The sequence below is a fragment of the Novosphingobium decolorationis genome (assembly GCF_018417475.1).
Taxonomy (GTDB): Bacteria; Pseudomonadota; Alphaproteobacteria; order Sphingomonadales; family Sphingomonadaceae; genus Novosphingobium; species Novosphingobium decolorationis.
The window spans coordinates 847,006-867,715 of the sequence record NZ_CP054856.1 but is presented as its reverse complement, the minus strand read 5'-3'; the positions used below and the strand labels follow the sequence as shown (position 1 = coordinate 867,715).

At 64.7% G+C, this 20,710-nt stretch carries 19 protein-coding genes and 3 tRNA genes; 10 read left to right on the top strand and 12 right to left on the bottom strand.

The window, feature by feature from the left end:
- Nucleotides 1-162: 162 nt before the first annotated feature.
- Nucleotides 163-1,629 carry an alginate export family protein gene (locus tag HT578_RS04040; protein WP_213502268.1) on the bottom strand — a complete coding sequence of 489 codons (1,467 nt, stop codon included), beginning with the start codon at nucleotides 1,627-1,629 and terminating at the stop codon, nucleotides 163-165.
- Between the two features lie 134 nt (nucleotides 1,630-1,763).
- Complete coding sequence (locus HT578_RS04035) at nucleotides 1,764-3,107, bottom strand: dicarboxylate/amino acid:cation symporter (RefSeq protein WP_213502267.1); 1,344 nt, start codon at nucleotides 3,105-3,107, stop codon at nucleotides 1,764-1,766.
- Nucleotides 3,108-3,339: 232 nt separating this feature from the next.
- Between HT578_RS04035 and HT578_RS04030 the strand changes: the two genes are divergently transcribed.
- Together HT578_RS04030 and HT578_RS04025 are read left to right on the top strand one after the other, a co-directional pair.
- Nucleotides 3,340-5,100, top strand: coding sequence for a sensor histidine kinase (locus tag HT578_RS04030; protein ID WP_213502266.1), 1,761 nt, complete (start codon nucleotides 3,340-3,342; stop codon nucleotides 5,098-5,100).
- Nucleotides 5,097-6,425, top strand: coding sequence for a sigma-54-dependent transcriptional regulator (locus tag HT578_RS04025; protein ID WP_213502265.1), 1,329 nt, complete (start codon nucleotides 5,097-5,099; stop codon nucleotides 6,423-6,425). Before HT578_RS04030 ends, HT578_RS04025 begins: the two co-directional genes overlap by 4 nt.
- A 112-nt stretch (nucleotides 6,426-6,537) precedes the next feature.
- Here the strand turns inward: HT578_RS04025 and HT578_RS04020 are convergent.
- The 3 genes from HT578_RS04020 to HT578_RS04010 form a co-directional block, all read right to left on the bottom strand.
- A tRNA-Pro gene (locus HT578_RS04020) sits at nucleotides 6,538-6,614 on the bottom strand.
- Between the two features lie 98 nt (nucleotides 6,615-6,712).
- Nucleotides 6,713-8,248, bottom strand: coding sequence for a methyl-accepting chemotaxis protein (locus tag HT578_RS04015; protein ID WP_213502264.1), 1,536 nt, complete (start codon nucleotides 8,246-8,248; stop codon nucleotides 6,713-6,715).
- Nucleotides 8,245-8,589: a hypothetical protein gene (locus HT578_RS04010; protein ID WP_213502263.1), complete on the bottom strand. Its 345-nt coding sequence runs from the start codon at nucleotides 8,587-8,589 to the stop codon at nucleotides 8,245-8,247. The genes HT578_RS04015 and HT578_RS04010 overlap by 4 nt, the downstream gene beginning before the upstream one ends.
- Before the next feature lie 125 nt (nucleotides 8,590-8,714).
- Between HT578_RS04010 and thyA the strand changes: the two genes are divergently transcribed.
- From thyA to HT578_RS03975, 7 genes are all read left to right on the top strand, one after another.
- On the top strand, nucleotides 8,715-9,698 hold the full coding sequence (gene thyA / locus HT578_RS04005; protein WP_213502262.1) for a thymidylate synthase: 984 nt from the start codon (nucleotides 8,715-8,717) through the stop codon (nucleotides 9,696-9,698).
- Nucleotides 9,699-9,833: 135 nt separating this feature from the next.
- Nucleotides 9,834-11,162: a thiamine pyrophosphate-dependent enzyme gene (locus HT578_RS04000; RefSeq protein WP_213502261.1), complete on the top strand. Its 1,329-nt coding sequence runs from the start codon at nucleotides 9,834-9,836 to the stop codon at nucleotides 11,160-11,162.
- Nucleotides 11,163-11,206: 44 nt separating this feature from the next.
- Nucleotides 11,207-12,211 (top strand): alpha-ketoacid dehydrogenase subunit beta, encoded by a 1,005-nt coding sequence (locus HT578_RS03995; protein WP_039395221.1) that lies wholly within the window; start codon nucleotides 11,207-11,209, stop codon nucleotides 12,209-12,211.
- 4 nt (nucleotides 12,212-12,215) lie between these two features.
- Nucleotides 12,216-13,535, top strand: a complete 1,320-nt coding sequence (locus HT578_RS03990; protein WP_213502260.1) for a dihydrolipoamide acetyltransferase family protein — start codon at nucleotides 12,216-12,218, stop codon at nucleotides 13,533-13,535.
- Nucleotides 13,536-13,892: 357 nt separating this feature from the next.
- A tRNA-Asp gene (locus HT578_RS03985) sits at nucleotides 13,893-13,969 on the top strand.
- A 100-nt stretch (nucleotides 13,970-14,069) separates the two neighbouring features.
- A tRNA-Asp gene (locus tag HT578_RS03980) sits at nucleotides 14,070-14,146 on the top strand.
- A gap of 101 nt (nucleotides 14,147-14,247) precedes the next feature.
- Nucleotides 14,248-15,558 carry an Hsp70 family protein gene (locus tag HT578_RS03975; RefSeq protein ID WP_213502259.1) on the top strand — a complete coding sequence of 437 codons (1,311 nt, stop codon included), beginning with the start codon at nucleotides 14,248-14,250 and terminating at the stop codon, nucleotides 15,556-15,558.
- Nucleotides 15,559-15,571: 13 nt separating this feature from the next.
- Here HT578_RS03975 and HT578_RS03970 read toward each other — a convergent pair whose 3' ends face one another.
- The 3 genes from HT578_RS03970 to HT578_RS03960 all read right to left on the bottom strand — a co-directional run bounded on the left by HT578_RS03970 (nucleotide 15,572) and on the right by HT578_RS03960 (nucleotide 16,860).
- A complete protein-coding gene (locus HT578_RS03970) occupies nucleotides 15,572-15,787 on the bottom strand; it encodes a DUF2842 domain-containing protein (RefSeq protein WP_039392953.1) in 216 nt (71 codons plus the stop codon).
- A gap of 4 nt (nucleotides 15,788-15,791) precedes the next feature.
- Nucleotides 15,792-16,388, bottom strand: a complete 597-nt coding sequence (locus HT578_RS03965) for a 5-formyltetrahydrofolate cyclo-ligase (protein ID WP_213502258.1) — start codon at nucleotides 16,386-16,388, stop codon at nucleotides 15,792-15,794.
- 232 nt (nucleotides 16,389-16,620) lie between these two features.
- Nucleotides 16,621-16,860, bottom strand: a complete 240-nt coding sequence (locus HT578_RS03960) for a hypothetical protein (protein ID WP_213502257.1) — start codon at nucleotides 16,858-16,860, stop codon at nucleotides 16,621-16,623.
- Nucleotides 16,861-17,467: 607 nt separating this feature from the next.
- Here HT578_RS03960 and HT578_RS03955 point away from each other — a divergent pair.
- Nucleotides 17,468-17,866 (top strand): hypothetical protein, encoded by a 399-nt coding sequence (locus HT578_RS03955; protein ID WP_213502256.1) that lies wholly within the window; start codon nucleotides 17,468-17,470, stop codon nucleotides 17,864-17,866.
- A gap of 22 nt (nucleotides 17,867-17,888) precedes the next feature.
- On the opposite strand, the gene HT578_RS03950 is transcribed toward HT578_RS03955, so the two are convergent.
- The 4 genes from HT578_RS03950 to HT578_RS03935 all read right to left on the bottom strand — a co-directional run bounded on the left by HT578_RS03950 (nucleotide 17,889) and on the right by HT578_RS03935 (nucleotide 20,522).
- A complete protein-coding gene (locus tag HT578_RS03950; protein ID WP_213502255.1) occupies nucleotides 17,889-19,175 on the bottom strand; it encodes a tyrosine-type recombinase/integrase in 1,287 nt (428 codons plus the stop codon).
- Nucleotides 19,176-19,178: 3 nt separating this feature from the next.
- Nucleotides 19,179-19,490, bottom strand: a complete 312-nt coding sequence (locus HT578_RS03945; RefSeq protein WP_213502254.1) for a hypothetical protein — start codon at nucleotides 19,488-19,490, stop codon at nucleotides 19,179-19,181.
- Between the two features lie 94 nt (nucleotides 19,491-19,584).
- Nucleotides 19,585-19,800, bottom strand: a complete 216-nt coding sequence (locus HT578_RS03940) for a hypothetical protein (protein WP_213502253.1) — start codon at nucleotides 19,798-19,800, stop codon at nucleotides 19,585-19,587.
- Nucleotides 19,797-20,522 (bottom strand): BRO family protein, encoded by a 726-nt coding sequence (locus HT578_RS03935; protein ID WP_213502252.1) that lies wholly within the window; start codon nucleotides 20,520-20,522, stop codon nucleotides 19,797-19,799. The genes HT578_RS03940 and HT578_RS03935 overlap by 4 nt, the downstream gene beginning before the upstream one ends.
- Nucleotides 20,523-20,710: the final 188 nt, after the last annotated feature.

Here is a 20,710-nt window from a genome sequence, read left to right as displayed (position 1 = left end):
CGCTCGTTCTATGTTGTAAACATTCCCGACATCATTCCGTCCAGAATCCAAGAGGACGTGTCCTGCAAAGGGCTCTGATGAATACGGGGCGAGGAAAACGTCCCGTATGCGCGTCTGCCAGAATAGTTGACGCGCATACGGAGCGAGTCCGCGAACTGGGGATCAGAAGCGCAGGCTGATCCAGGTTCCGAAGAAGTCGGAATCGCCGTAGCCGGCTTCGCGCAGGGCGGGTCCTGCAAAGACGTGTTCGTAGCGCGCCGTGATGCCCACGCGCGGCGAGATGTTCCACTGCACCTGCAGGCGCGGCATCTCGGCGGTCTTGTGGGACGTCGAGAGCTGCGTGCCTGCGAGCGGACGCGTGTTGGCGCGGTAGATCGCATCGTTGGTCGTTGCGCGCCAGGCGAAGCTGTAATCGGCGAGGATCTTGACCGATTTGACTGGGCTCAGCGACAGGGTCGGGGCGAGCTCGACCAGGTTGCTGGCGGTCAGGAACAGGTGGTGACTGAAGGGCGTATTGGCGCCGTGCGGCGAGATCGCGTTGCGCATCTTGCCTGCACCGGGGCCATCCTCGTTGCCGCCGCCGCCGCTGGCGTAATCGAAGTTGAAGCCGATGCGCGGCGCGCCCTTTTGCGCGCCCAGGGCTACCGTCTGGCTCGTAAAGACCTGCCAGGCGTCAATCGCGCGATCCTCGAAGCTGCCGGACTGGTGGTTGACGGTCCAGTCGATGTTGACCGGGCCGACATCACCCCAGGCATGGGCGCCGACATAGACACGCTCTTCGCGTCCGACGGTTCCGACCCACGCGGCCTCGCGGCGGCGCAGGCGCCATACGAAGGGATCGAACGAGAGCTTCGATCCGCCAAGCAGATCGCGCGGAAGCTGGGTGCCCACGGTCACGCCGCTGAAGCGGATCTCGTCGTTGATCCGGTCATCGCCGGTGCCCTGGCGGCCATAGGCGGTGGGCTTGAAGTCGAACAGGTCGACCCGAACGTCCCGGCCACGTGCCCACAGGCGCAGGCCGTTCTGGGTGTAGTGGATGGCGTTGTTGTCGCGCTGGCTGACAAGCATCTTCGAGCCATCGTAGAACATCTGACGTCCGTAACGTGCGCCGAGATCAAGGCCGCCGAGCGTGCCGGTAACTTCGACGAAGCTCTGCTCCACGACGAGATCGTTCTCCTGGTAGACCGAGGGCGTGCCGATGTTGTGGCCGCTGCTGTCGGCGTGCGAGAGCTCGCCGTAGAGGCGCACGTGTTCGCCCAGGTGGAGGTCGGCGCCGCCGGTCACGCGCAGGATGTCGTGGCGCTGGTGCTCGCCCTTCACAAGGCCCGGGTTGCTGGTGAAGTTGGTGCGCAGGCGCATTTCACCGGCCAACGTCAGGTAGATGTCGTCGTCGCTGTCGAGGCGGATGTGCTTGAGGCGGTCGAGCGGATCGTCGATTTTGCGAGCTTCGCCCGGCGCGCTCCAGTTCTCCGACCAGCGCGCGGTGGCGTAGGCGTTGGTGACGCGACCCTCGCCATTGGCCGCAGGCGGGTAGGCCGTGTGCTCGGTGGTGCTCTGGGCAAGGGCCGGGCTCGCGCACAGCGCGCAGCCGAGGGCAACGGCCATAAGCGGCCGGTTGTCGATGGTCATGGATTTCAGCTCTTGTGTGGTGCGACCCGAAGGGCTGTTGAGGGGAAGGGAGGGGCGCTTCGTGCGACGGCTTTGCCGTTCGCCTTGTGGCCCTCCAGCTATGTCAGGTTTGGAATGCGGTCATGTTCGTGGTCTCATTCCGCCGCAGTGAGGGCGGCCGCGGCGGCGTCCGGATCGGCCGGGGCGCGGCCGTTCTTGGCGATGGCGGCGCGGAAGGCTGCGGGATCAAGCGACTTTTCCCAGCGCGAGACGACGACGGTGGCCACCGCGTTGCCTACGAAGTTGGTGAGACTGCGGCACTCGGACATGAAGCGGTCGATACCCAGGATCAGCGCCATGCCGGCAACCGGCACGGAAGGCACGATCGAAAGCGTTGCGGCCAGCGTGATGAACCCGGCGCCGGTGACGCCCGCCGCGCCCTTGGAGGACAGCATGGCAACCGCAAGCAGCAGGATCTGCTGGCCAAGGGTCAGGTCCACGCCGCAAGCCTGAGCGATGAACAGCGCCGCCAGCGTCATGTAGATGTTGGTGCCATCGAGATTGAACGAGTAGCCGGTGGGAACGACAAGGCCGACGATGGTCTTGGGGCAGCCGGCCGCTTCCATCTTCGCGATCAGCGAGGGCAGCGCGCTTTCCGAGGAGGAGGTGCCCAGGACCAGCAGCAGCTCTTCCTTGAGGTAGCGGATGAGCGCGAAGATCGAGAAACCGGCAAAGCGGGCCACCGTGCCCAGCACGACGATCACGAACAGCAGCGACGTGATATAGAACAGCGCGACCAGTTCGGCGAGGTTGGCAAGGCTGCCCACGCCGTACTTGCCGATGGTGAAGGCCATCGCGCCGAACGCACCGATGGGCGCGGTCTTCATCACGATCGAGACAAGGCGGAAGAACACGCCCGACACGTCTTCGAGGATCGCGAGCAGCTTGTCGCCGCGCTCGCCCATGCCCGCCAGCGAAACGCCGAACAGGATGGCGATGACAAGAACCTGCAGGATGTTGCCCTGGGTCATCGAGGACAGGAACGTGTCCGGGATCATCGAGGTAAGGAAGCCGACGAGCGAGGTTTCGTGCGCCTTCTCGGAATAGGAGGCGACGGCAGCTGCGTCGAGCGAGGACGGGTCGATGTTGAGCCCGTCACCCGGACGCATCACGTTGGCAATGATCATGCCGATGATGAGCGCGAGCGTCGAAAAGGTCAGGAAGTAGGCGAAGGCCTTGGCCGCGACCCGGCCCACCGCGCGCAAGTCGCGCATCGAGGCGATGCCGGTCACGATGGTCAGGAAGATGACCGGGGCGATGACCATCTTCACCAGCTTGATGAAGGCATCGCCAAGCGGCTTGAAGGCTTCGCCGGTCTGGGGAGCGAAGTGGCCAAGAGCCACGCCCGCGGCGATGGCCACGATCACCTGGACATAGAGATGCGTGTACCAGCGGCGGCGCGACCCGGCCTGTGGCGTGGTGGGGGAGGGGCTATGCATGGTGTACCTTTTCGTCCTCTCGCAAGCGGGAGACTTCGCCTCCTCGCAACTTGGTGCAAGGAACTGCCCGCTGGGGGGATGCGGGGCCAGCGCAATCGTGCTTGCGTTAAACGGACGCATTTACAGGGGTTTGAGGACGTTTCCAGAATGTTTCTGTGGCGAAAATTGCATGCAATGCCTGCAAATGTGTCGGAAATTGCACATGACGCACGCGCCGCGTATTGAGGCAGGGATGATTCGGACCAACTCCCTCCTGCCCGTTCTGGGCTGCCTTGTGCTCGCGCTGCTGGTGGGGCTGGGGGCTGGCTATCTTGCCCGCGAGCGCGCTCTCGATGCCCTTCTGGTTTCCGGGGAGGCGGACGCCCGGATACGTCAGGCCCTGATCGAAAGCGAAGTGGCGCGCTATCGGCTGCTGCCGCTCGCGCTTGCCGATGACCGCGACGTGATCGCGGCCGAGCGGGGGGAGAGCGACGCGGCCGTGGCGGTTCTCAATGGCAAGCTGAAGGATCTTGCCCAGACCACCGGTGCCTCGGCCATCTATGTGGTGAACCGGGCCGGACGCGCGATCGCGGCCAGCAACTGGGACAAGCCCTATAGCTTCGTGGGCTCGAACTACAGCTTCCGCCGGTATATTCGCGAGGCGCAGAATTCGGGGGCAGGGCGGCAGTTCGCGCTGGGCACGGTCAGTCGCAAGCCGGGGCTCTACCTTGCCCAGCGCACGCGCGGGGGCGGTGCGGTCGTGGTCAAGCTCGAGTTCGATTGGATCGAGGATCAGTGGCGTCAGGCCGGAGGGATCACCTTCGTGACCAATCCCATGGGGGTCATCTTCGTGACCAGCCGTCCGGCCTGGCGTTTCGCGGCGACGCGCGAACTCAATGCGCAGGAGCGGGCACAGACCCAGCGCGACAGCGGCGCGAAGGCGATCCATCCGCGGCCTTGGGACCAGCGCCGCGATGGCCTGCTCGAGGTGCCGGGGCGGGAGGGGCCTTTCGTCCGCATCGATACGCCCGGAGGAAACGAGGGCTGGCAACTGTTCCTGCTGCTGCCTGCAAAGGGCGCGGTCGCCGGGCAGGCCCGCTTGGTGGGCGTGACCGCAGGGGGCGGGGCTCTGGTGGTGAGCCTGTTCGTACTCTGGCTTCTGCTGCGCAGCCGGCGCCGGCGCGCCCGCACGCTCGAACTGGAAAGCGCGGTTGTCGCGCGCACGGCCCAGTTGCGCGAGGAGATGGAGCAGCGCACCCAGGTCGAGAGCCGGGCCGCCCAGCTGCGCGAGGAACTCCGGCTCGCCAATCGGCTGGCCACGCTCGGCCAGGTCAGCGCCAGCGTCGCGCACGAGACCGCGCAGCCGGTTTCGGCGATCCGCAATTACGCCGCGAACGCGAAGGTCTTTCTGGAGCGCGGGGACAGCGAGCAGGTGGCCGAGAACCTGGGGGCGATTGACCGATTGGCCGAGCGTATCGGCGTCGTGACCGCGCAGCTGCGCGGATTTGCCCGCAAGAAGACTGTCGGAGGCACGCAGTGTGCTCTTGGTGAAGTGCTGGAGGGGGTCGAACTGCTCCTGCGTGACCGGCTTGTCGGCGTCGATGCGGTGATCCCCGATCTGTCCGCAGACCTGCTGGTGGTGGGGGACAAGGTTCGGGTCGAGCAGATTCTCGTGAACCTCCTGCAAAACGCGCTCGATGCTCTTGGCGGTCATTCGGCTCCGAGGGCCGATCCGAGGATCGTCATCGAGGTCGCGGTGGATCGTCCGCGCGGGCAGGTTGCTGTGGTTGTCCGTGACAACGGGCCGGGGATTTCGGACGAGGTGGCCGAGAAGCTCTTTACGCCGTTCGCGACGAGCCGCGAGGAGGGGCTGGGGCTCGGACTTGTCATCGCGCAGGACATCGCCGCCGAATTCGGTGGCTCGCTGCGCTGCCTGATGGCGCGCGGCGCCTTGCCCTCGGCGCAAGGGCAGGGCGGCGCGGCCTTTGAATTGATCTTGAGGATTGCCCGATGAGCGAAGCTGCCCCCATCAATCGCATCGCCCTGGTTGAGGACGATGAGGACCTCGCCCGTTCGACAGCTCAACTCCTGAAGCTTGCCGGCTTCGAGGTGACGCTGTTCGACCGCGCGCAATCCGCACTCGACGTGCTCGATGCCGATTGGCCGGGCGTGGTCGTGACCGATGTGCGCATGCCCGGAATATCCGGGATCGACCTGTTTCGCACCGTTCGCGAACGCGATGCCGAGCTTCCGGTCGTGCTCATCACCGGACACGGGGATGTCGACATGGCGGTCGATATGCTCAAGTCCGGGGCTTGGGATTTCCTCACCAAGCCTTTCGATCCCGATGGGCTGGTGACGGTCTGCGCGCGCGCGATACGGGCGCGCGAACTGGCACTGGAGAATCGGCAGCTGCGCGCGCTTGCCGGCGACGAGGCGGCCCCGGTCTTGCTGGGGCAGAGCCCCTCCATCCGGCGTCTGCGCGAAATGATACCGATGCTCGCCAATGCGGACATCGACATTCTCATCGAAGGGGAGACTGGCACGGGCAAGGATCTGCTTGCGCGGCTCATTCACCGCTCGGGCAAGCGTGCGCGGCGGCGGTTCCTGCCGCTGCCCTGTGCCGGAATGGACGAGGCGCTGGTGACGCGAACCTTCGGTCCGGCCAGTGATCCGGCGATTCTCGCGGTGGACCGGGGCACGCTCTATCTCGACGATGTCGACCGTGCGCCGTCGCGGCTCCAGGATCGCCTGATCTCCTTCGTCGAGAAGCGCAGTGTGGAATCGGGGCCCAACGAGGTTCCGCTCGACTTCCGGATCATCGCGACAAGCCTTCCGCTCGAGGAGGGCGAGGTGATGCCGGTGCAGCCGGCCCTGTTCTATCGCTTGGCCGCGATGCGACTGGTGCTGCCACCGCTGCGCGAGCGGCGTGAGGATGTCTCGCTCCTGTTCGCGCGCTTTGCCGCGGCTTGCGCGCAGCGTCTCGGGCGCAACGTGCCGCCCTTGTCCGACGCCGTGCGCACGCGCCTCGCCACGCACGACTGGCCCGGTAACGTGCGCGAACTGCGCAATTTTGCCGAGCTTTTCGTCATGGACCTCGTCGGAGACCCGTCGGGAGAAGATGCCGGGGGCGATGGTCGTGCGCCGGGCGGTGAACAGGCAAGCCTTGCTGAACGGGTCGATGCCTTCGAGCGGGGCGAGATCGTCCAGGCGGTGCGCGCCACAGGCGGCGAGATCGGGGCTGCCATCCGCGCACTCGGCCTGCCGCGCAAGACTTTCTATTACAAGGTCGCCAAGCACGGCATCGATCTGCCAAGCCTCAAGAAAGGGGGAGGCTGAAGGAGAGGGGAGCGCTCTGCGTCCTGTAGGTGCGCTTGTGATCGGACCCAAAGGGCGCCTGCGCGTATGCCAGACACTAAAAAAGCCCAACGTTTCCGCTGGGCTTTTTTAGTGGTCGGGGAGAGAGGATTCGAACCTCCGGCCCCTGCCTCCCGAAGACAGTGCTCTACCAGGCTGAGCTACTCCCCGACCGATGTCTGGAGCGCCGAAGCGCCCCGGGCAGGTGGGCGCCTATATAGGGGGTGTTTGGGGCTGGCAAGGGAAAAATTCAATTTTCGTTCCGCTTTTTACGCGGCTTGGCGCATTCCGCCCAGATTTCCGCCATGTCCTTCTGCGGAAACCTGAAAATGCTGAACCAGTCGCGCCATGGCTTCGGCTTCGCTGGAGAGGTGGCGGGCCGCGGCCGTACCTTCCTCGACCATGGCGGCATTCTGCTGTGTGGCGGAGTCGAGGCGGCCGACACGCTCGTTGATGCGGCCGATTTCGCCTGCCTGGTCCTGCGAGACCGACGCGATACGTTCAATGGCCTCGTTGATCTCGGCGATCCCGGAGACGATCGTCATCAGCGATTCGCCCGACTGGCCAACGAGCTTGACCCCGCGCGCGACCTGTTCGCCCGAGGTGTCGATCAGCGCCTTGATGTCGTTGGCCGCATCGGCCGAGCGCTGGGCAAGCGCGCGAACTTCCGTGGCGACGACCGCGAATCCCTTGCCCGCCTCGCCCGCGCGGGCGGCCTCGACGCCTGCGTTGAGCGCGAGGAGGTTGGTCTGGAAGGCGATGCCGTCGATGAGCGCGATGATCTTGCCGATCTCGTCGGCTGAGCGCTCGATCTCGCTCATGGCGAAGACCGCATTTTCAACCACTTCGCTGCCCCTCAGTGCGTCGTCGCGAGCCTTGCTGACATTTGCCTGGAGATTGTGCGCAGAGGTGGCGTTCTCCGAGACGGTGGTGTTGAGCTGGCGCAGCGTGTTGGCGATGTCCTCCAGCGTCGAGGCCTGCTGTTCGGTGCGCAGGGCCAGATCGTCGGTTGCCGAACGAATCTCGAGCGAGCCGGTCTCGATCTGTCCGGCCGAGCGGGTGACGTCGCGCACGATGCGGTCGAGATCGCTCGCCGCCCCATTGAAGTCGTTGCGCAGGGCCTCGTAACTCTTGGGAAAGGCGTTGGCGATCCGGCGCGACAGGTCGCCGCCGGCAAAGGCGCGCAGGCCCTCGCCGATCTCGTCAATCACCTGTTGCTGCTCGCGGGCGGCGCGGGCGCGTTCCTCTTCGGCGATTTCCTCGGCGCGGATGCGCGCGCTTTCAGCCGAGGCCTGCTCGACGACCAAGCGTTCAAAGTCGCGGGCGATGATCACGAGAACCGCCGTTTCCGCGACGACGATGACGGCGTGAAGCAGGACGCGCGCGAAATCCGGGCCGTCTGGGAAGACGAGCGAGGGGGCCAGGAAGTTGGCAAGCAGGTGGTGGGCCGCTGCAACGCCCGCGCCGAGCAGGACGGGGCGCCAGTCGGCAATCAGCATGAGCGTTGCGAGCGAGGCGAAGATCGTCATGTGCAGGTCGATCATCCAGTGGCTGCCGGTCCACTGCCACAGCAGGATCGCGGGATAGATCGGCGAGGTGAAGCCCAGGATCATGCGCATCTGCTGCCCTTCGGGGTGTTGCAGGGCGAGCATGGTGGGAACGATGGAAACCACAATGGCAAGCACCGGGGGAAGGAAGCCGGTCTCCGCAAAAAAGGCGCACCCGATCGTGATCAGGACGTAGACCCAGCCCAAGGCGACCAGGGACAGCGCGCCCTTGCGGCGCAGTTCGTTGAGTTCATTCATGGTTCTAGAGCCAGTTTGGTTTGGGCAGGGCTGCCGCAGAGAAATTCCGGGACGGCGAAGAGCAGCGCGCCGCTTTGCAGAGCCTCACCCGTGAGGTTGTCTGCAGGCACCCGGACGAAGAAGGAACCGCGATAGGGTCCGGGCGCAACGAGCGCGGCGCCGTGCGTGCGCGACCAGGCAACGGTGCGCGCCGGGCTCGTGGCGGTCAGGGGTAGGTAGAGCGCTGTCCCACGCGAGGCCGGGGACAGCGCGATGAGCAGGACGCCCAGTGCAAGAAGAGCCTGCACGGCCATGGGGCTGGGCAGGGCTTTGTGCGGGGAAACGGGCAGGCGGACGTGCATGTGCGTTTCATGCACCCAGGCGCTTTTCGGTCGCGCAAAGGCTTGCTTACGTAGAGATGCGGAAGGTTTAAGCAGGTCACTTTCGGCAATTGGCGGGGCTGGAATGTTGCTATAGAGCCAAGCGGATGACCGAGACTCTGTCCCCTGCCAAGCCGACCGCTCCCGCCTCCCTTCAGGGCGAGGCCCGTCCGCGCCACTGGGAGTGGCAGTATCTCGATCTCATGCGCCACATCTGGGAGCATGGGGATGAACGCGTAGACCGCACAGGCGTGGGCACGCGTTCGGTCTTCGGGGCGACGATCCGCTTCGACCTGGCGGGGGGCGCAATGCCGCTCCTCACCACCAAGCGGGTCTATTGGAAGACCGCCACGCGCGAACTGCTCTGGTTCCTGACCGGCGACACCAATATTCGCAAGCTGTGCGCCCAGAACGTGCAGATCTGGACCGACTGGCCGCTTGAGCGCTACCGCCGCGAGACCGGTGATGCCATTACCCGCGAAGCGTTCTCGCAGCGCATCGTCGAGGATGCGACATTCGCGTGGCTGTGGGGCGATCTCGGCCCGGTCTATGGCAAGCAGTGGGTTGACTGGCCCACCTACGAGCCGGTGGGTGAGGGCCTGTTCCGGAAAGGGGTAGGCATCAACCAGGTCGCGCAGGTCGTCGAAAGCCTGAAAAGCAATCCTGGCAGCCGCCGTCACATCATCGAGGGGTGGAACGTCGCCGAACTCGATTCGATGGCGCTGCCCCCGTGCCACAAGACCTACCAGTTCCATGTTGCGGACGGGAAGCTCTCGTGCCTGCTCTACCAGCGCAGCTGCGATCTGGGCCTGGGTTTTGCCTTCAACATGTGGTCGCTCGCCGCGCTGACGCGAATGATGGCCCAGCAATGCAACCTCGAGCCGGGTCATGCCGTTTGGACAGGAGGTGATGTCCATCTCTACCTCAACCACGGGGCGCTGGTGGAAGAGCAGCTTGCGCGTGAACCTGCCGGGGATGCAACGCTGACCTTCGCACGGCGCCCGGCTTCGATCTTCGACTATGCGATCGAGGATTTCGAGGTGACCGGCTACGCGCCCCAGGCCCATATCGCCGCGCCCGTCGCGGTCTAGATCGGGTTTCCGGAGCGATTGATTGACATTGCCACGGTTTGAAATATTCTGACTTAACCGTGGAATTTTGATGCACTGCAAAAGATAACCGCAGGCGCCTGTTCTCACGGTCCGTAAACGACGGGAGAGAACGTGATGGTCGACCAGACGGGACGAATCGGCATGCCGCGGGGCAACCTGCCGCCGCTTGAGCTGCATGTGCCCGAGCCGCGCTTTCGGCCGGGCGATCCGGTCGACTATTCCTGGCTCGATATTCCTGGTGCCGGGGAGCTTCCCCGCTTCGACGAGGCCTGCGAGGCGCGCGAGACGATGCCTGCGACGCTGGGCATGGTGCGGGTGCTCGACGGCAAGCACCGCGCGGTCGGCCCCTGGGACCCGCGCCTCGATCCCGAGACGCTGCGCCGCATCCTGCGCACCATGGCGCTGACCCGCGCTTTCGATGACCGGATGTACCGCGGGCAGCGGCAGGGCAAGACCAGCTTCTACATGAAGTGCACCGGCGAGGAGGCGGTCTCGGTCGCCCATGCCTATGCCCTGGCGGGCGATGACATGGTCTTTCCCAGCTACCGCCAGCAGGGCATTCTGATCGCGCGCGATTATCCCCTCGTCGAGATGGTGAACCAGATCTACTCGAACCGGGCCGACCGGCTGAAGGGGCGTCAGCTCCCCATCATGTATTCGGCGCGCGATTACGGCTTCTTCACCATCTCGGGCAACCTGGCGACGCAGTTCCCGCAAGCCGTCGGCTGGGCCATGGCAAGCGCGATCAAGGGGGACACGCGCATTGCGACCAGCTTCGTGGGCGAAGGTTCGAGCGCGGAAGGCGACTTTCACGCCGCGATGACCTTCGCGGCGGTCTACAACGCGCCGGTGATCCTGAACGTGGTCAACAACCAGTGGGCGATTTCCAGCTTCTCCGGCTTCGCCGGGGCGGAGCGTTCGACCTTCGCGGCGCGCGCGGTAGGCTATGGCATTGCAGGGCTTCGGGTGGACGGCAACGACGCGCTCGCTGTCTACGCGGCGACGCAGTGGGCGGCCAACCGCGCGCGGGCCAACAAGGGGCCGACGCTAATTGAGCACTTCACCTACCGCGCCGAAGGCCATTCCACCTCGGACGATCCCAGCGCCTATCGCTCTGCGCACGAGCGCGAGGAATGGCCGCTGGGCGATCCGGTCATGCGTCTTGCGCGCCATCTCATTGCCCTTGGCGAATGGGATGACGAGCGCCACGCAGCCATGGACCGGGAGGTGGCCGAAGAGGTGAAGGCGGCGGCCAAGGCGGCCGAGAAGAACGGCGTGCTGGGCCACGGCTTCCACCATCCGTTCCATACGATGTTCGAGGACGTCTTTGAGGACCTGCCGTGGAACCTGCGCGAGCAGGCCGAGCAGGCGATCCGCGAGCGCGAGGCCAAGTGGCCCGATGCCAGGAGTCCGGGCACGGGCGAGGAAGGAGAGGGCGCATGATCGAGGAAACCGCCGTCAGCCTGCAGGAGGGTGAGGCGCGGCCGATGAACATGATCGAGGCCATCAACGATGCGCTGCACGTCATGATGGGCCACGATCCCGACGTCGTCGTCTTCGGCGAGGATGTGGGCTATTTCGGCGGGGTGTTCCGCGCAACGGCGGGACTCCAGGCCAAGTTCGGCAAGATGCGCGTTTTCGACACCCCCATCAACGAATGTGGCATCATCGGCGCGGCGGTCGGCATGGCGGCCTATGGTCTGCGCCCCGTGCCCGAGATCCAGTTTGCCGACTACATATACCCCGGCCTCGACCAGCTGATCTCCGAGGCGGCGCGGCTGCGCTATCGCTCGGCCGGAGAGTTCACCGCGCCGATCACCGTGCGCTCGCCCTTTGGCGGGGGTATCTTTGGCGGGCAGACGCACAGCCAGAGCCCGGAAGCGCTCTTCACCCACGTCTCGGGCCTGAAGACGGTGATCCCGTCCACCCCGCACGATGCCAAGGGGCTTCTGATCGCGGCGATCGAGGACAACGATCCCGTCATCTTCTTCGAGCCCAAGCGCATCTACAACGGCCCGTTCGACGGCTACTATGACCACCCGAGCAAGACCTGGAAGAACTACCCGGGCGGGCAGGTGCCTGAAGGCTACTATTCCATTCCGCTGGGCAAGGCGCGCACCGTGCGCGAGGGCTCGGCGATGACCGTGCTGGTCTATGGCACCATGGTCCACGTTGCCGAAGCCGTGCTGGCCGAGAAGGGCGTCGATGCCGAGATCCTCGATCTGCGCACGCTCTGGCCGCTCGACATAGAGGCTGTGGAAAAGTCTGTTCAGAAGACGGGGAAATGTCTCGTCATCCATGAGGCCACGCGCACCTCGGGCTTTGGCGCCGAGCTCGTCAGCCTCGTCCAGGAGCGCTGCTTCTACCATCTCGAAGTCCCGATCGAGCGCGTGACCGGCTTCGACACCCCGTACCCGCACAGCCTGGAGTGGGCCTATTTCCCCGGCCCGGTCCGCATCGGCGATGCGGTCGACCGCCTGATGAAGGAGTGATCCCATGGGTCGTTACACGTTCCGTCTTCCCGACATCGGGGAAGGGATTGCCGAAGCCGAGATCGTCACCTGGCACGTCGCCGTGGGCGATCATGTCGAGGAGGACGCGCGGCTTGCCGACATGATGACCGACAAGGCCACGGTCGAGATGGAGAGCCCGGTCACGGGCACCGTCGTCGAGATCGCGGGCGAGGCGGGGGAGATGGTGGCCATCGGATCGCCGCTCGTCGTGCTGGAGGTTGAAGGCGCGGGCAACGCGCGCGAGGAGGCTCCGGCGAAATCCGAGAAGGTGCAGGCGCCAGTCGAAGAGCCGGAGCAGGATACGGTGTCAGAGCCTGCACCTGCGCCCTCTCCAGAGCCGGAGCAGACGGCTGCCGCTCCGAAGCCCGCTGCAAGCCCGCCAGCCACCTCGGCACCCGCCAAACCCAAAGCGGCCGTGCAGGGTGATGGCGCGCGCATCCTGGCAAGTCCGGCGGTGCGCAAGCGTGCCACCGATCTTGGCATCGATCTGGGCGAGGTCCGCCCGGCCGAGGATGGGCGCGTGCGCCATGGCGATCTCGATGCCTTTCTCTCCTACAATGCGAGCGGAGGCTTCCAGCCCGCCGGGCGCACGGGCGAGGATGAGCAGGTGCGCGTCATTGGCCTGCGCCGCCGCATCGCCGAGAACATGGCCGCCTCCAAGCGCCACATCCCCCACTTTGCCTATGTCGAGGAATACGACGTCACGGCGCTGGAGGAGACGCGCGCGCAATTGAACGCAGGGCGCGGCGAGCGCCCCAAGCTGACCATGCTGCCGTTCCTTGTCGCGGCGATCTGCAAGCTGATCCCCAGGTACCCGATGCTGAACGCGCACTATGACGACGAGGCGGGCGTGGTGACGCGCTATGGGGCGGTACACCTGGGCATGGCGGCACAGACCGCCTCCGGCCTGATGGTGCCGGTCATCCGTGATGCGCAAGGCCGCAACCTGTGGCAACTGGCCGCCGAGATATCGCGGCTGGCGGAGGCCGCGCGCGAGGGCAAGGCAACTTCGGGCGAACTGACCGGCTCGACGATCACCATTACCTCACTTGGCCCCAAGGGCGGCGTCGCGACGACGCCGGTCATCAACCGCCCCGAAGTCTGCATCATCGGGCCCAACCGCATTGTCGAGCGTCCGATGTTCGTGACCGATGCCAGCGGGACGGAGCGCATCGAAAAGCGCAAGACGATGAACATTTCGATGTCCTGCGACCACCGTGTCGTCGATGGTTGGGATGCAGCCAGCTTTGCGCAGGACCTCAAAACCCTGATCGAGGCTCCCGCACTCATCCTCGCCGGGTGAGGGCGCGAACACGAATCACGCGGAGTATGTGATTCGTGTTCGTGAAAAATTTTGCAGCGCCATGAAGGTCACGGAAATCTGCGGTTTATCGCGTCATTTGGGTTTGAAAACAGAAGTTTGGATGAATTTCCCAAGGCGTCCTCCATCCTCTTCGATGCGGGATGGAGGGCGCGATGAAACCGGCTTCGTCATTTTTTCGCGCAGCCTTTTACGTCCCCAACCACGCATTTCTGCGGGCCTCGCGGAGGGTGGCCGGGACAGGGCACAAAAAAATGCACCGGCTGGTGTAATTCCGTTGACAGGGGCGCCTCCCCGTCATAGATGCGCGGCTCCCAAGCGGACGCACCGCCCAAGTATGCGGGTGTAGCTCAGTTGGTTAGAGTGTCGGCCTGTCACGCCGAAGGTCGCGGGTTCGAGTCCCGTCACTCGCGCCACTTGGGAGTTGCTTCGTTCCAGCCTCGGCTGGACGGGGTCTTTCCGGGAAACCGGAGGAAAACATAGGAATGTACGGGTAACCGTTTGTTCCATCGCTGCGCGGGTGTAGCTCAGTTGGTTAGAGTGTCGGCCTGTCACGCCGAAGGTCGCGGGTTCGAGTCCCGTCACTCGCGCCACTTTCCTTACCGAAAGTGGCCATACAGCGCGCAAGAGGCCGGGGTAACACCCGGCCTTTTTCCTTTTCGGCATACTCTTTCGGCACAGGACCTTCCTCGCGATGGTGGACACCGCGCGCCCGACCTTGGGCATCGACTTCGGGACGACCAATTCGGTCATGGCGCTGGCTAGCAGCGAGACCGACGGGGAGATGATCCGCTTTGCCGCGCCGTCGGGCGCAAGCTCGGTCTTCCGCTCGGCGCTGTGCTTTTGGCAGGAAGAGGGTGTGCGCGGTGGCCTCGCCCATGAGGCAGGCCCCTGGGCGATCGAAGAATTCCTCGAGTTTCCGCAAGGTTCGCGCTTCATCCAGTCTTTCAAGTCGGTCGCGGCCAACCCTGCGTTCGAGACTGCGGGCATCTTCGAGAAGCGCTACCGCTTCGAGGACATGGGCAAGGTCTTTCTCGATCACCTCCTGGCGCACGCGGGCGATGCTCTGCGGGATCTGCCCGAGCGCGTCGTGGTCGGGCGTCCGGTGCGCTATGTCGGCGCGCGCGCCGATGCGCAGCTGGCCCGCACGCGTTATGACGCGATGTTCGCAAGCATCGGGCGCGAGGTGCACTATGTCTACGAGCCCGTGGGGGCGGCCTTCAGCTTTGCCTCGCGCCTGAGCGAACCTGCAACGCTCATGGTGGCCGACTTCGGCGGCGGTACGAGCGACTTTTCCATCGTGCGGGTCGAGGCGCCAGGGGCGGCGCAGCGTTGCACGCCGCTTGCTGCGGCGGGTATCGGCCTGGCCGGGGACCGCTTCGACTATCGCATCATGGACAACCTTGTCCTGCCGCAGCTGGGCAAGGGCGGGACGTACCGCTCCTTCGACAAGGTTCTGGAGATCCCGCCGGGGCACTTCACCGACTTTGCCGACTGGTCGCGTCTGGCGATGATGCGCAACAAGCGTACGCTCGAGCAGCTGGGCAAGCTGCAGCAGAGCGCCACCGATCCGGCCTCGATTGCCCGTATGATCGCGGTGATCGAGAACGAACTTGGCTTCGGCCTCTACGAAGCGGTGGGCGCTCTGAAGCGCGCCCTGTCCGGAGAAGAGCACGCCGCGCTCGACTTCGAGAGCGACGACCTGCGTATCCACGCCGAAGTGACGCGCGCCGAATTCGAGAGCTGGATCGCGCCCGACCTTGCCCGTATTGGCGAGACGGTCGACGAGGCACTGGTCCGCGCCGACCTGGCGCCCGAGCAGATTGACCATGTCTTCCTGACAGGCGGGTCCTCGTTGATCCCGGCTGTGCGCCGCCTGTTCGCGCAGCGCTTCGGCGAGGCGCGGCTGGCAAGCGGGGACGAGTTGACCTCGATTGCGCATGGCCTCGCGATGATTGGGCAGTCGGGCGACCTTGCGCAGTGGGCGGCGCGCGACGAGGTCTGAGCGCGCGGGCGTTTCAGCCCCAGCGGCCGGTCTCCATCCAGGCGAGGTAGCGCTTCAGCGGAAAGATCCAGACAATGCCGAGCGCGATATAGACCGGCAGCTGGAGCAGCGCGTGCCAATCCGCGATCACCGGGTGCACGTAGCGCGCGATCAGGATCGCATAGACAAGGAGGGCGGCGCACAGCGCCAGTACGCCCACGGGAATGCGCCAGGTCGGGGTCTCGCGCATGTTCTCAGCCCACCCCGTGGTAGATGCGCGTCGGGGTAACCACGGCGCTGAGCGGCTGGTCGTGCGCTTCAACCGGCAGCTCGTCAGCCAGCTGGCAGTCCCAGGCAAGGCCAATGGCTTTTGTCCCGGGATTGGCGGCGAGCCAGCGGTCGTAGTGTCCGCCCCCCTGGCCCAGGCGGTGTCCGTCCTGGGTGAAGGCGATCAGCGGCACGACGACAATGTCCGGGGCGGCAAAAGCAGCCGTGCCGGTCGGCTGGTGCATGCGGTAGGGCCCTTCTTCCAGTGCGTCGTCGTCGAAGGGGTTGGCCCATTCGCGAAATTCCATGGCGGCGCTGCGCGCGGCAAAGCGGGGAAGTGCGACCCGGCGATCATTCTCGGCAAACCAGCGCGCCCACCCCAGCGAAGGCGCTTCGGGGCCAAGTGGGTAATAGAGGCCGACGCTCGCCCCTTCCGGGATCATGTCGCTGACCGGAGCCGGGGGGCGATTGAGAATCAGTGCGCGCAGGTTCTCGGGCAGGCTGGCCACGTGTTCGGCGCGCGCTGCTCGGAATTTCCTGCGCAGGAGGGCCTTCGCATCGGTCAGGCTGGGAGGGGGTACCATCAAACGTCTTCCTGCGCGCCGCTCGCGGGAGGCGAGGGTGTCCAGGGGGACTAGCGCAGGCTGGGCCTTGCAACAATGGTGGTGTGTCAGGGCAGGGTGCTCGTGCGTGCACGATGCTCCTGGCGAGCGTGCGGTCCGCGCCCGGCGGTCTTGTGCGACCGTCTCCAGGGTGCCTTCCAGGCTTTCCTCTCACTCAGAACTCATCCGGATTTCCGGATTGGATTAGTGTGACTTAGCAGCCGTTGGATCCATTGTCGTGAATGTGGCCCTTGCCGCGACCATTGCCATGGCCCTTGCCTTTGCCCTTCGTGTGGCCCTTGCCCTTGCCATTTCCTGGGCCGCCCTGTGCCTGGTTGGCGGCCCAATCCAGGGCCGCGCTCTTCATTGACGAAGGCGTGAACTTGGCGTCACCGGCGTGGGTGCCGGCCAGGGCGGGGGTTGCGACACCGATTGAACATGCTGCGACAAGCATGGCCGTAGTGGCTCTTTTCATCAAGTAGTCTCCGGTTTTAGGTTTAGCGACGAACCCAACTGATTTTATGTCTCGATATGCGTTGGGGTAATCGATTGCACCTCATGTTCCGGGCTCCGTCAATCGAAGTAACCTAATATTAACTAGGGGTATTATGTCCCTGTGAAGGACTTTCTAAGGTGCTTAACTAAACTTCGAGGTGCATTGCTCGAAAAGTTTACGACCTGTTAGGGTTTGTAGAGGCTGTGGGTGCTGCCATCGCGTGAAATTTCCCACCGATGTGCTCAGTTGGCCTTGTGTCCAGGAGGGCGCGGAGATTTTTTTCCGTTAATCACTTTTTATTCCGTCCCGGGCTGCGGATAGACAGCGCAGCGCAACCCAACGCCGAGGCGGCGAGGGAGGGTGTGCCTTCGGTTCCTGGGATGTTGCCGCGCACGGTCGCGGCCGTGCCCTCAGGCGAAGGACCAGATTGGGTCGGGGGAAAACGGTGACGGGTCCACCATGGGTCGTTTTCCTAGAACTACCGCATGGCAACGATTTTCTGCGGGTTTGCGATGTCACATCATTCCAACAAGTGCTGTTTTTTCCCCCCTTGTTGGAAAGAACTGTGAACAATCTGGAGGAGCGGTCGTGCTCTAAGTTTGATTTTCCCAACGCTCGCCTATTCTTCTCTGAATTGATTCAGGCAGAGAAAGGTTCTCAGATGCACCCGATTTCCCTCGAAGAGCTCAGTAGAACTGTCGATCGGCTAGTTGGCGATCTTGCAGGGACAAAGCAGCGAATTGATATATCCAATCAGCTTATCCAAGCTTTGTTTGAGCGGAGCCTTGTCGCTGAAGCCCTGCTTGGGGTGTTAGTTTCGTCTCAAGAAATTGATCTGGATGCTGTCGAAAAGCTGATGCTTGAGGAGCGTGGAGGCACTGAAAAGAAATCAAAGCAAATCTCGGAGCTCATCGATGGCCTGCGCAAAAGGTCAAAAGCTCCATGGGAGCCGCTGAAAGATTGAAGTATTAGGCGGCTCGCCGTGATCATGCCCGCTTTTCACTGAGTTCTTTGGTAGGTGAGCCTTGCAGAGGCTCGTCCAGGCTGCTGGCGATTGCGGCGGCGGTGATGGTGGGGTCGATCGGGCCGTAGACTTTCAGCATCATGTTGATGCTGGCGAGGCTGTGGCCGGTGATCGCGGCGATCATTTCCTTCGGCATGCCGCGGCGGCGCAGGCGGACGACGCGGGTGCGGCGCAGGTCATGCCAGTGCAGATCGAGCATCTGGGGGCGGCCTGTCATTTCGGACGCCTTCTTGAGGATGCGCTTCCAGGTGCGGATGAAGCGACGTTCGGCGAAAGGTAGGCCGTCTTCATCACTGACCAGGACGTGCACATGCCCCATGCGACCTGCGGCGCGATCGCGGGCGCGGTTGGTTCGGATCACGTCCTGGACGCGCGCGAGGAGGGTGGGCTCTAGCGGGATCTCCATCATCACGTCGAAATCCGTGGTGCTGGTTTTGCGCTGGCTGAACACCCAGCCCCAGACCTTGTCCTGCGCATCGGCGAGACGCTGACGCAGGACGAGCTCGTGGATCTCCATTTCCACCAGTTGCCCTTCGGTGAAGCGGATCAGGTCGCCCGCGCGCTGGGCGGTGTAGAGCGCGAGTTCGCGCGCCAGGGCCATCGAGGGGAGGCCAAGTTCGTAGGCGGCCATGTCGAAAGCCTTGTCATCCTCAGTTGACCAGACCGCCTTGCGTGACGGCGGCGCGCCCAGATCAAACGCGGTGGCCGGGTTGGAGCCGCGGGGAATGATATCGCAGCGTTCCGCGAAGCCCATGACGATCCGCAAGGTCTTTAGCAGGGCGTGGGCTGGCGCGTGGCCCAGGCCGCCTTTTGCCACGGGGCGGGCCACGGCATCCTTGAGCGCCTTCACGCGTGCCGGGGTGATGAAGGCAACGGGATGCTTGCCTGCCCATTCCTCGAGCCGTGTGAGGGCCGAGTTGTAGCTCTTGACCGTGGCGGGCGCGAGGCGGGGGCTGCCGTCAGGGTTCGTGCCTTCCAGAACTTCGCGCCGGTAGCGCTGGATCAGCGCCCCGAAGGTGCCGGCCGGGTCCTTGCGGCGGATGCCCGAGGGGCGCTTACCTCCCAGTTTCCATTCCTGGACTTCGGCGTTGCGCTGCTGTGCGCCGATCATGGCGCGCTGCAGGTCCTGGCCGAAGGCGATGGGGCGCCAGCCTGCGTCCTTCAGGGTCTTGCTGGGTTGCCAATACCAGCTGGTGAAGCCGCCCTTGTTGGTTTTGCCGACCAGGCCGGGGATCTTGATCTGGGCCATGGATCAATCCTCCCCCTCGGGCGCGTAGTCGCGGCGCCAGTTGTGGTCTTTGCCCCTGGCCTGCTGGGCGGTGAGGTTTCCGGAGAAGTCGGGGGAGAGTTTGCGTTCCATCGCGCGGCAGGCGCTGGCGTGCTGGAGGAGGGCGGCCGAGATGTCCTTCAGCCAGCCATCGTGGATCTGGCGTTCGCCCGAGCAGAGGGCGCGGATGGTGCGTTCGCTGCATTCCAAGAGGCGCGCCGTGGGGCGCTGGCCGCCGAGCAGCTGCACGGCCTGGTTCCAGAAATCGAGTTGGGTGGAGGGATCTTGGGCGGGCATGGCCTGCGGTCCTTTCGTGTGACCTGCCGCGCGGCCGGATGCCGACGCGGGTATGTGGGGCGGAAGGTTGCTCCCGCCCCCGCGGATTGTCAATTCAGGTGGCATCGTTGGCGGGTTCGCCAAGGTAGCCGCGGCAGACGGAGAGCTGCGCGTGGCGGACCATGTTCGCGGCAATGCCTTCCATGACGTCCACCGGCAGGCCCTTGGCCCAGGCGATGCGTTTGGCGGCGAGGATGAGCTGATCGCGACTGGGGCGCATATCGTCCCACATGTTGCCGGGGCCGCCGCCGGTGCGCTTGGTGGTCTTCATGCCAGGCCCTCCCGGCTTTCCGGGCGACGGAAGACGCGGGCGGTGCGGTGCTTTGCCACCTTTTCGTTCTTCGCGCTCCAGCCCCAGAGGTGAAGCAGGCGTCCGATGCGGTGGCGGGTTGTCCAGTCCAGATCGCGGATGCCCATGGCGTCTGCCGCTTCGGCGATGGTGATCTGCATCTTCCCCTGCAGGGCGGCCTGCAGGGGAGCGGCCAAAGGGTCGGTATCGAAGACCGCTTCGCTGTCCGCGATCACGGGCGGCAGGCCGACCTGCGCCCAGAGCGAGCGGGCGGCGGCAGGGCCATAGAGGCGGCGCGCCTCGCGCACCACGGACACACCCGCGAGCATGCGCGGGGGATCGAGGTCTGTCGCCTGGGGCGGTGCGGGCTCGAGCTCGGTGAGCTGATAGCGGCCGGTGCGGCGCAGGGCGGGTAGGACCTCGGCCGTCACCCATTTGCGGAAGCGGCGGGCCTCGTCGCGTCGGGACTTGAGAACAGCGGCATACATGCCGCTTTCGGAAACGATGAGCATTTGCTGTTCGCCACCAAGGGTACACACATTGTGTGTACCCTTTTCATCTTCATCGAGATTGCGTGCCATCGTTGGGGCATCGCGATAGCCCAGTGCTTGGGCAATATCGCTGGCGACGAACCAAGGTTCACCGTCGCGCACAATGATGCGGACGGGCTCTTCGTCGAACTGATAGGCGAGAAGTGCAGACATAGACGATCATCCTTTAGATATCGTCCGGGTCAGAGTTCCAATTCTGGTGGCCGGACGCGCTGCGATTGGAACTACCGCCTAAAGGCAAACGGCCAGCCCGAAGGCTGTCGCAACGCGCCCGACCATAAAAAGCCGCGCCAAAAGACGAGGCTTAGGCGCGGGCTGCGCCTCTAGTTGGAGGGGTTCCA

Bases quoted from the DNA above. Each gene is read 5' to 3' on its own strand.
- HT578_RS03965 (WP_213502258.1), bottom strand. From the start codon at position 16,388: ATGGTACCCCCTCCCAGCCTGACCGATGCGAAGGCCCTCCTGCGCAGG.
- HT578_RS03975 (WP_213502259.1), top strand. From the start codon at position 14,248: ATGGTGGACACCGCGCGCCCGACCTTGGGCATCGACTTCGGGACGACC.
- HT578_RS03995 (WP_039395221.1), top strand. From the start codon at position 11,207: ATGAACATGATCGAGGCCATCAACGATGCGCTGCACGTCATGATGGGC.
- HT578_RS04025 (WP_213502265.1), top strand. From the start codon at position 5,097: ATGAGCGAAGCTGCCCCCATCAATCGCATCGCCCTGGTTGAGGACGAT.
- HT578_RS04015 (WP_213502264.1), bottom strand. From the start codon at position 8,248: ATGAATGAACTCAACGAACTGCGCCGCAAGGGCGCGCTGTCCCTGGTC.
- HT578_RS03945 (WP_213502254.1), bottom strand. From the start codon at position 19,490: ATGCCCGCCCAAGATCCCTCCACCCAACTCGATTTCTGGAACCAGGCC.
- HT578_RS03950 (WP_213502255.1), bottom strand. From the start codon at position 19,175: ATGGCCCAGATCAAGATCCCCGGCCTGGTCGGCAAAACCAACAAGGGC.
- HT578_RS04010 (WP_213502263.1), bottom strand. From the start codon at position 8,589: ATGCACGTCCGCCTGCCCGTTTCCCCGCACAAAGCCCTGCCCAGCCCC.
- HT578_RS04030 (WP_213502266.1), top strand. From the start codon at position 3,340: ATGATTCGGACCAACTCCCTCCTGCCCGTTCTGGGCTGCCTTGTGCTC.
- HT578_RS04000 (WP_213502261.1), top strand. From the start codon at position 9,834: ATGGTCGACCAGACGGGACGAATCGGCATGCCGCGGGGCAACCTGCCG.
- HT578_RS03960 (WP_213502257.1), bottom strand. From the start codon at position 16,860: ATGCTTGTCGCAGCATGTTCAATCGGTGTCGCAACCCCCGCCCTGGCC.
- thyA (WP_213502262.1), top strand. From the start codon at position 8,715: ATGACCGAGACTCTGTCCCCTGCCAAGCCGACCGCTCCCGCCTCCCTT.
- HT578_RS03970 (WP_039392953.1), bottom strand. From the start codon at position 15,787: ATGCGCGAGACCCCGACCTGGCGCATTCCCGTGGGCGTACTGGCGCTG.
- HT578_RS04035 (WP_213502267.1), bottom strand. From the start codon at position 3,107: ATGCATAGCCCCTCCCCCACCACGCCACAGGCCGGGTCGCGCCGCCGC.
- HT578_RS03990 (WP_213502260.1), top strand. From the start codon at position 12,216: ATGGGTCGTTACACGTTCCGTCTTCCCGACATCGGGGAAGGGATTGCC.
- HT578_RS03935 (WP_213502252.1), bottom strand. From the start codon at position 20,522: ATGTCTGCACTTCTCGCCTATCAGTTCGACGAAGAGCCCGTCCGCATC.
- HT578_RS04040 (WP_213502268.1), bottom strand. From the start codon at position 1,629: ATGACCATCGACAACCGGCCGCTTATGGCCGTTGCCCTCGGCTGCGCG.
- HT578_RS03940 (WP_213502253.1), bottom strand. From the start codon at position 19,800: ATGAAGACCACCAAGCGCACCGGCGGCGGCCCCGGCAACATGTGGGAC.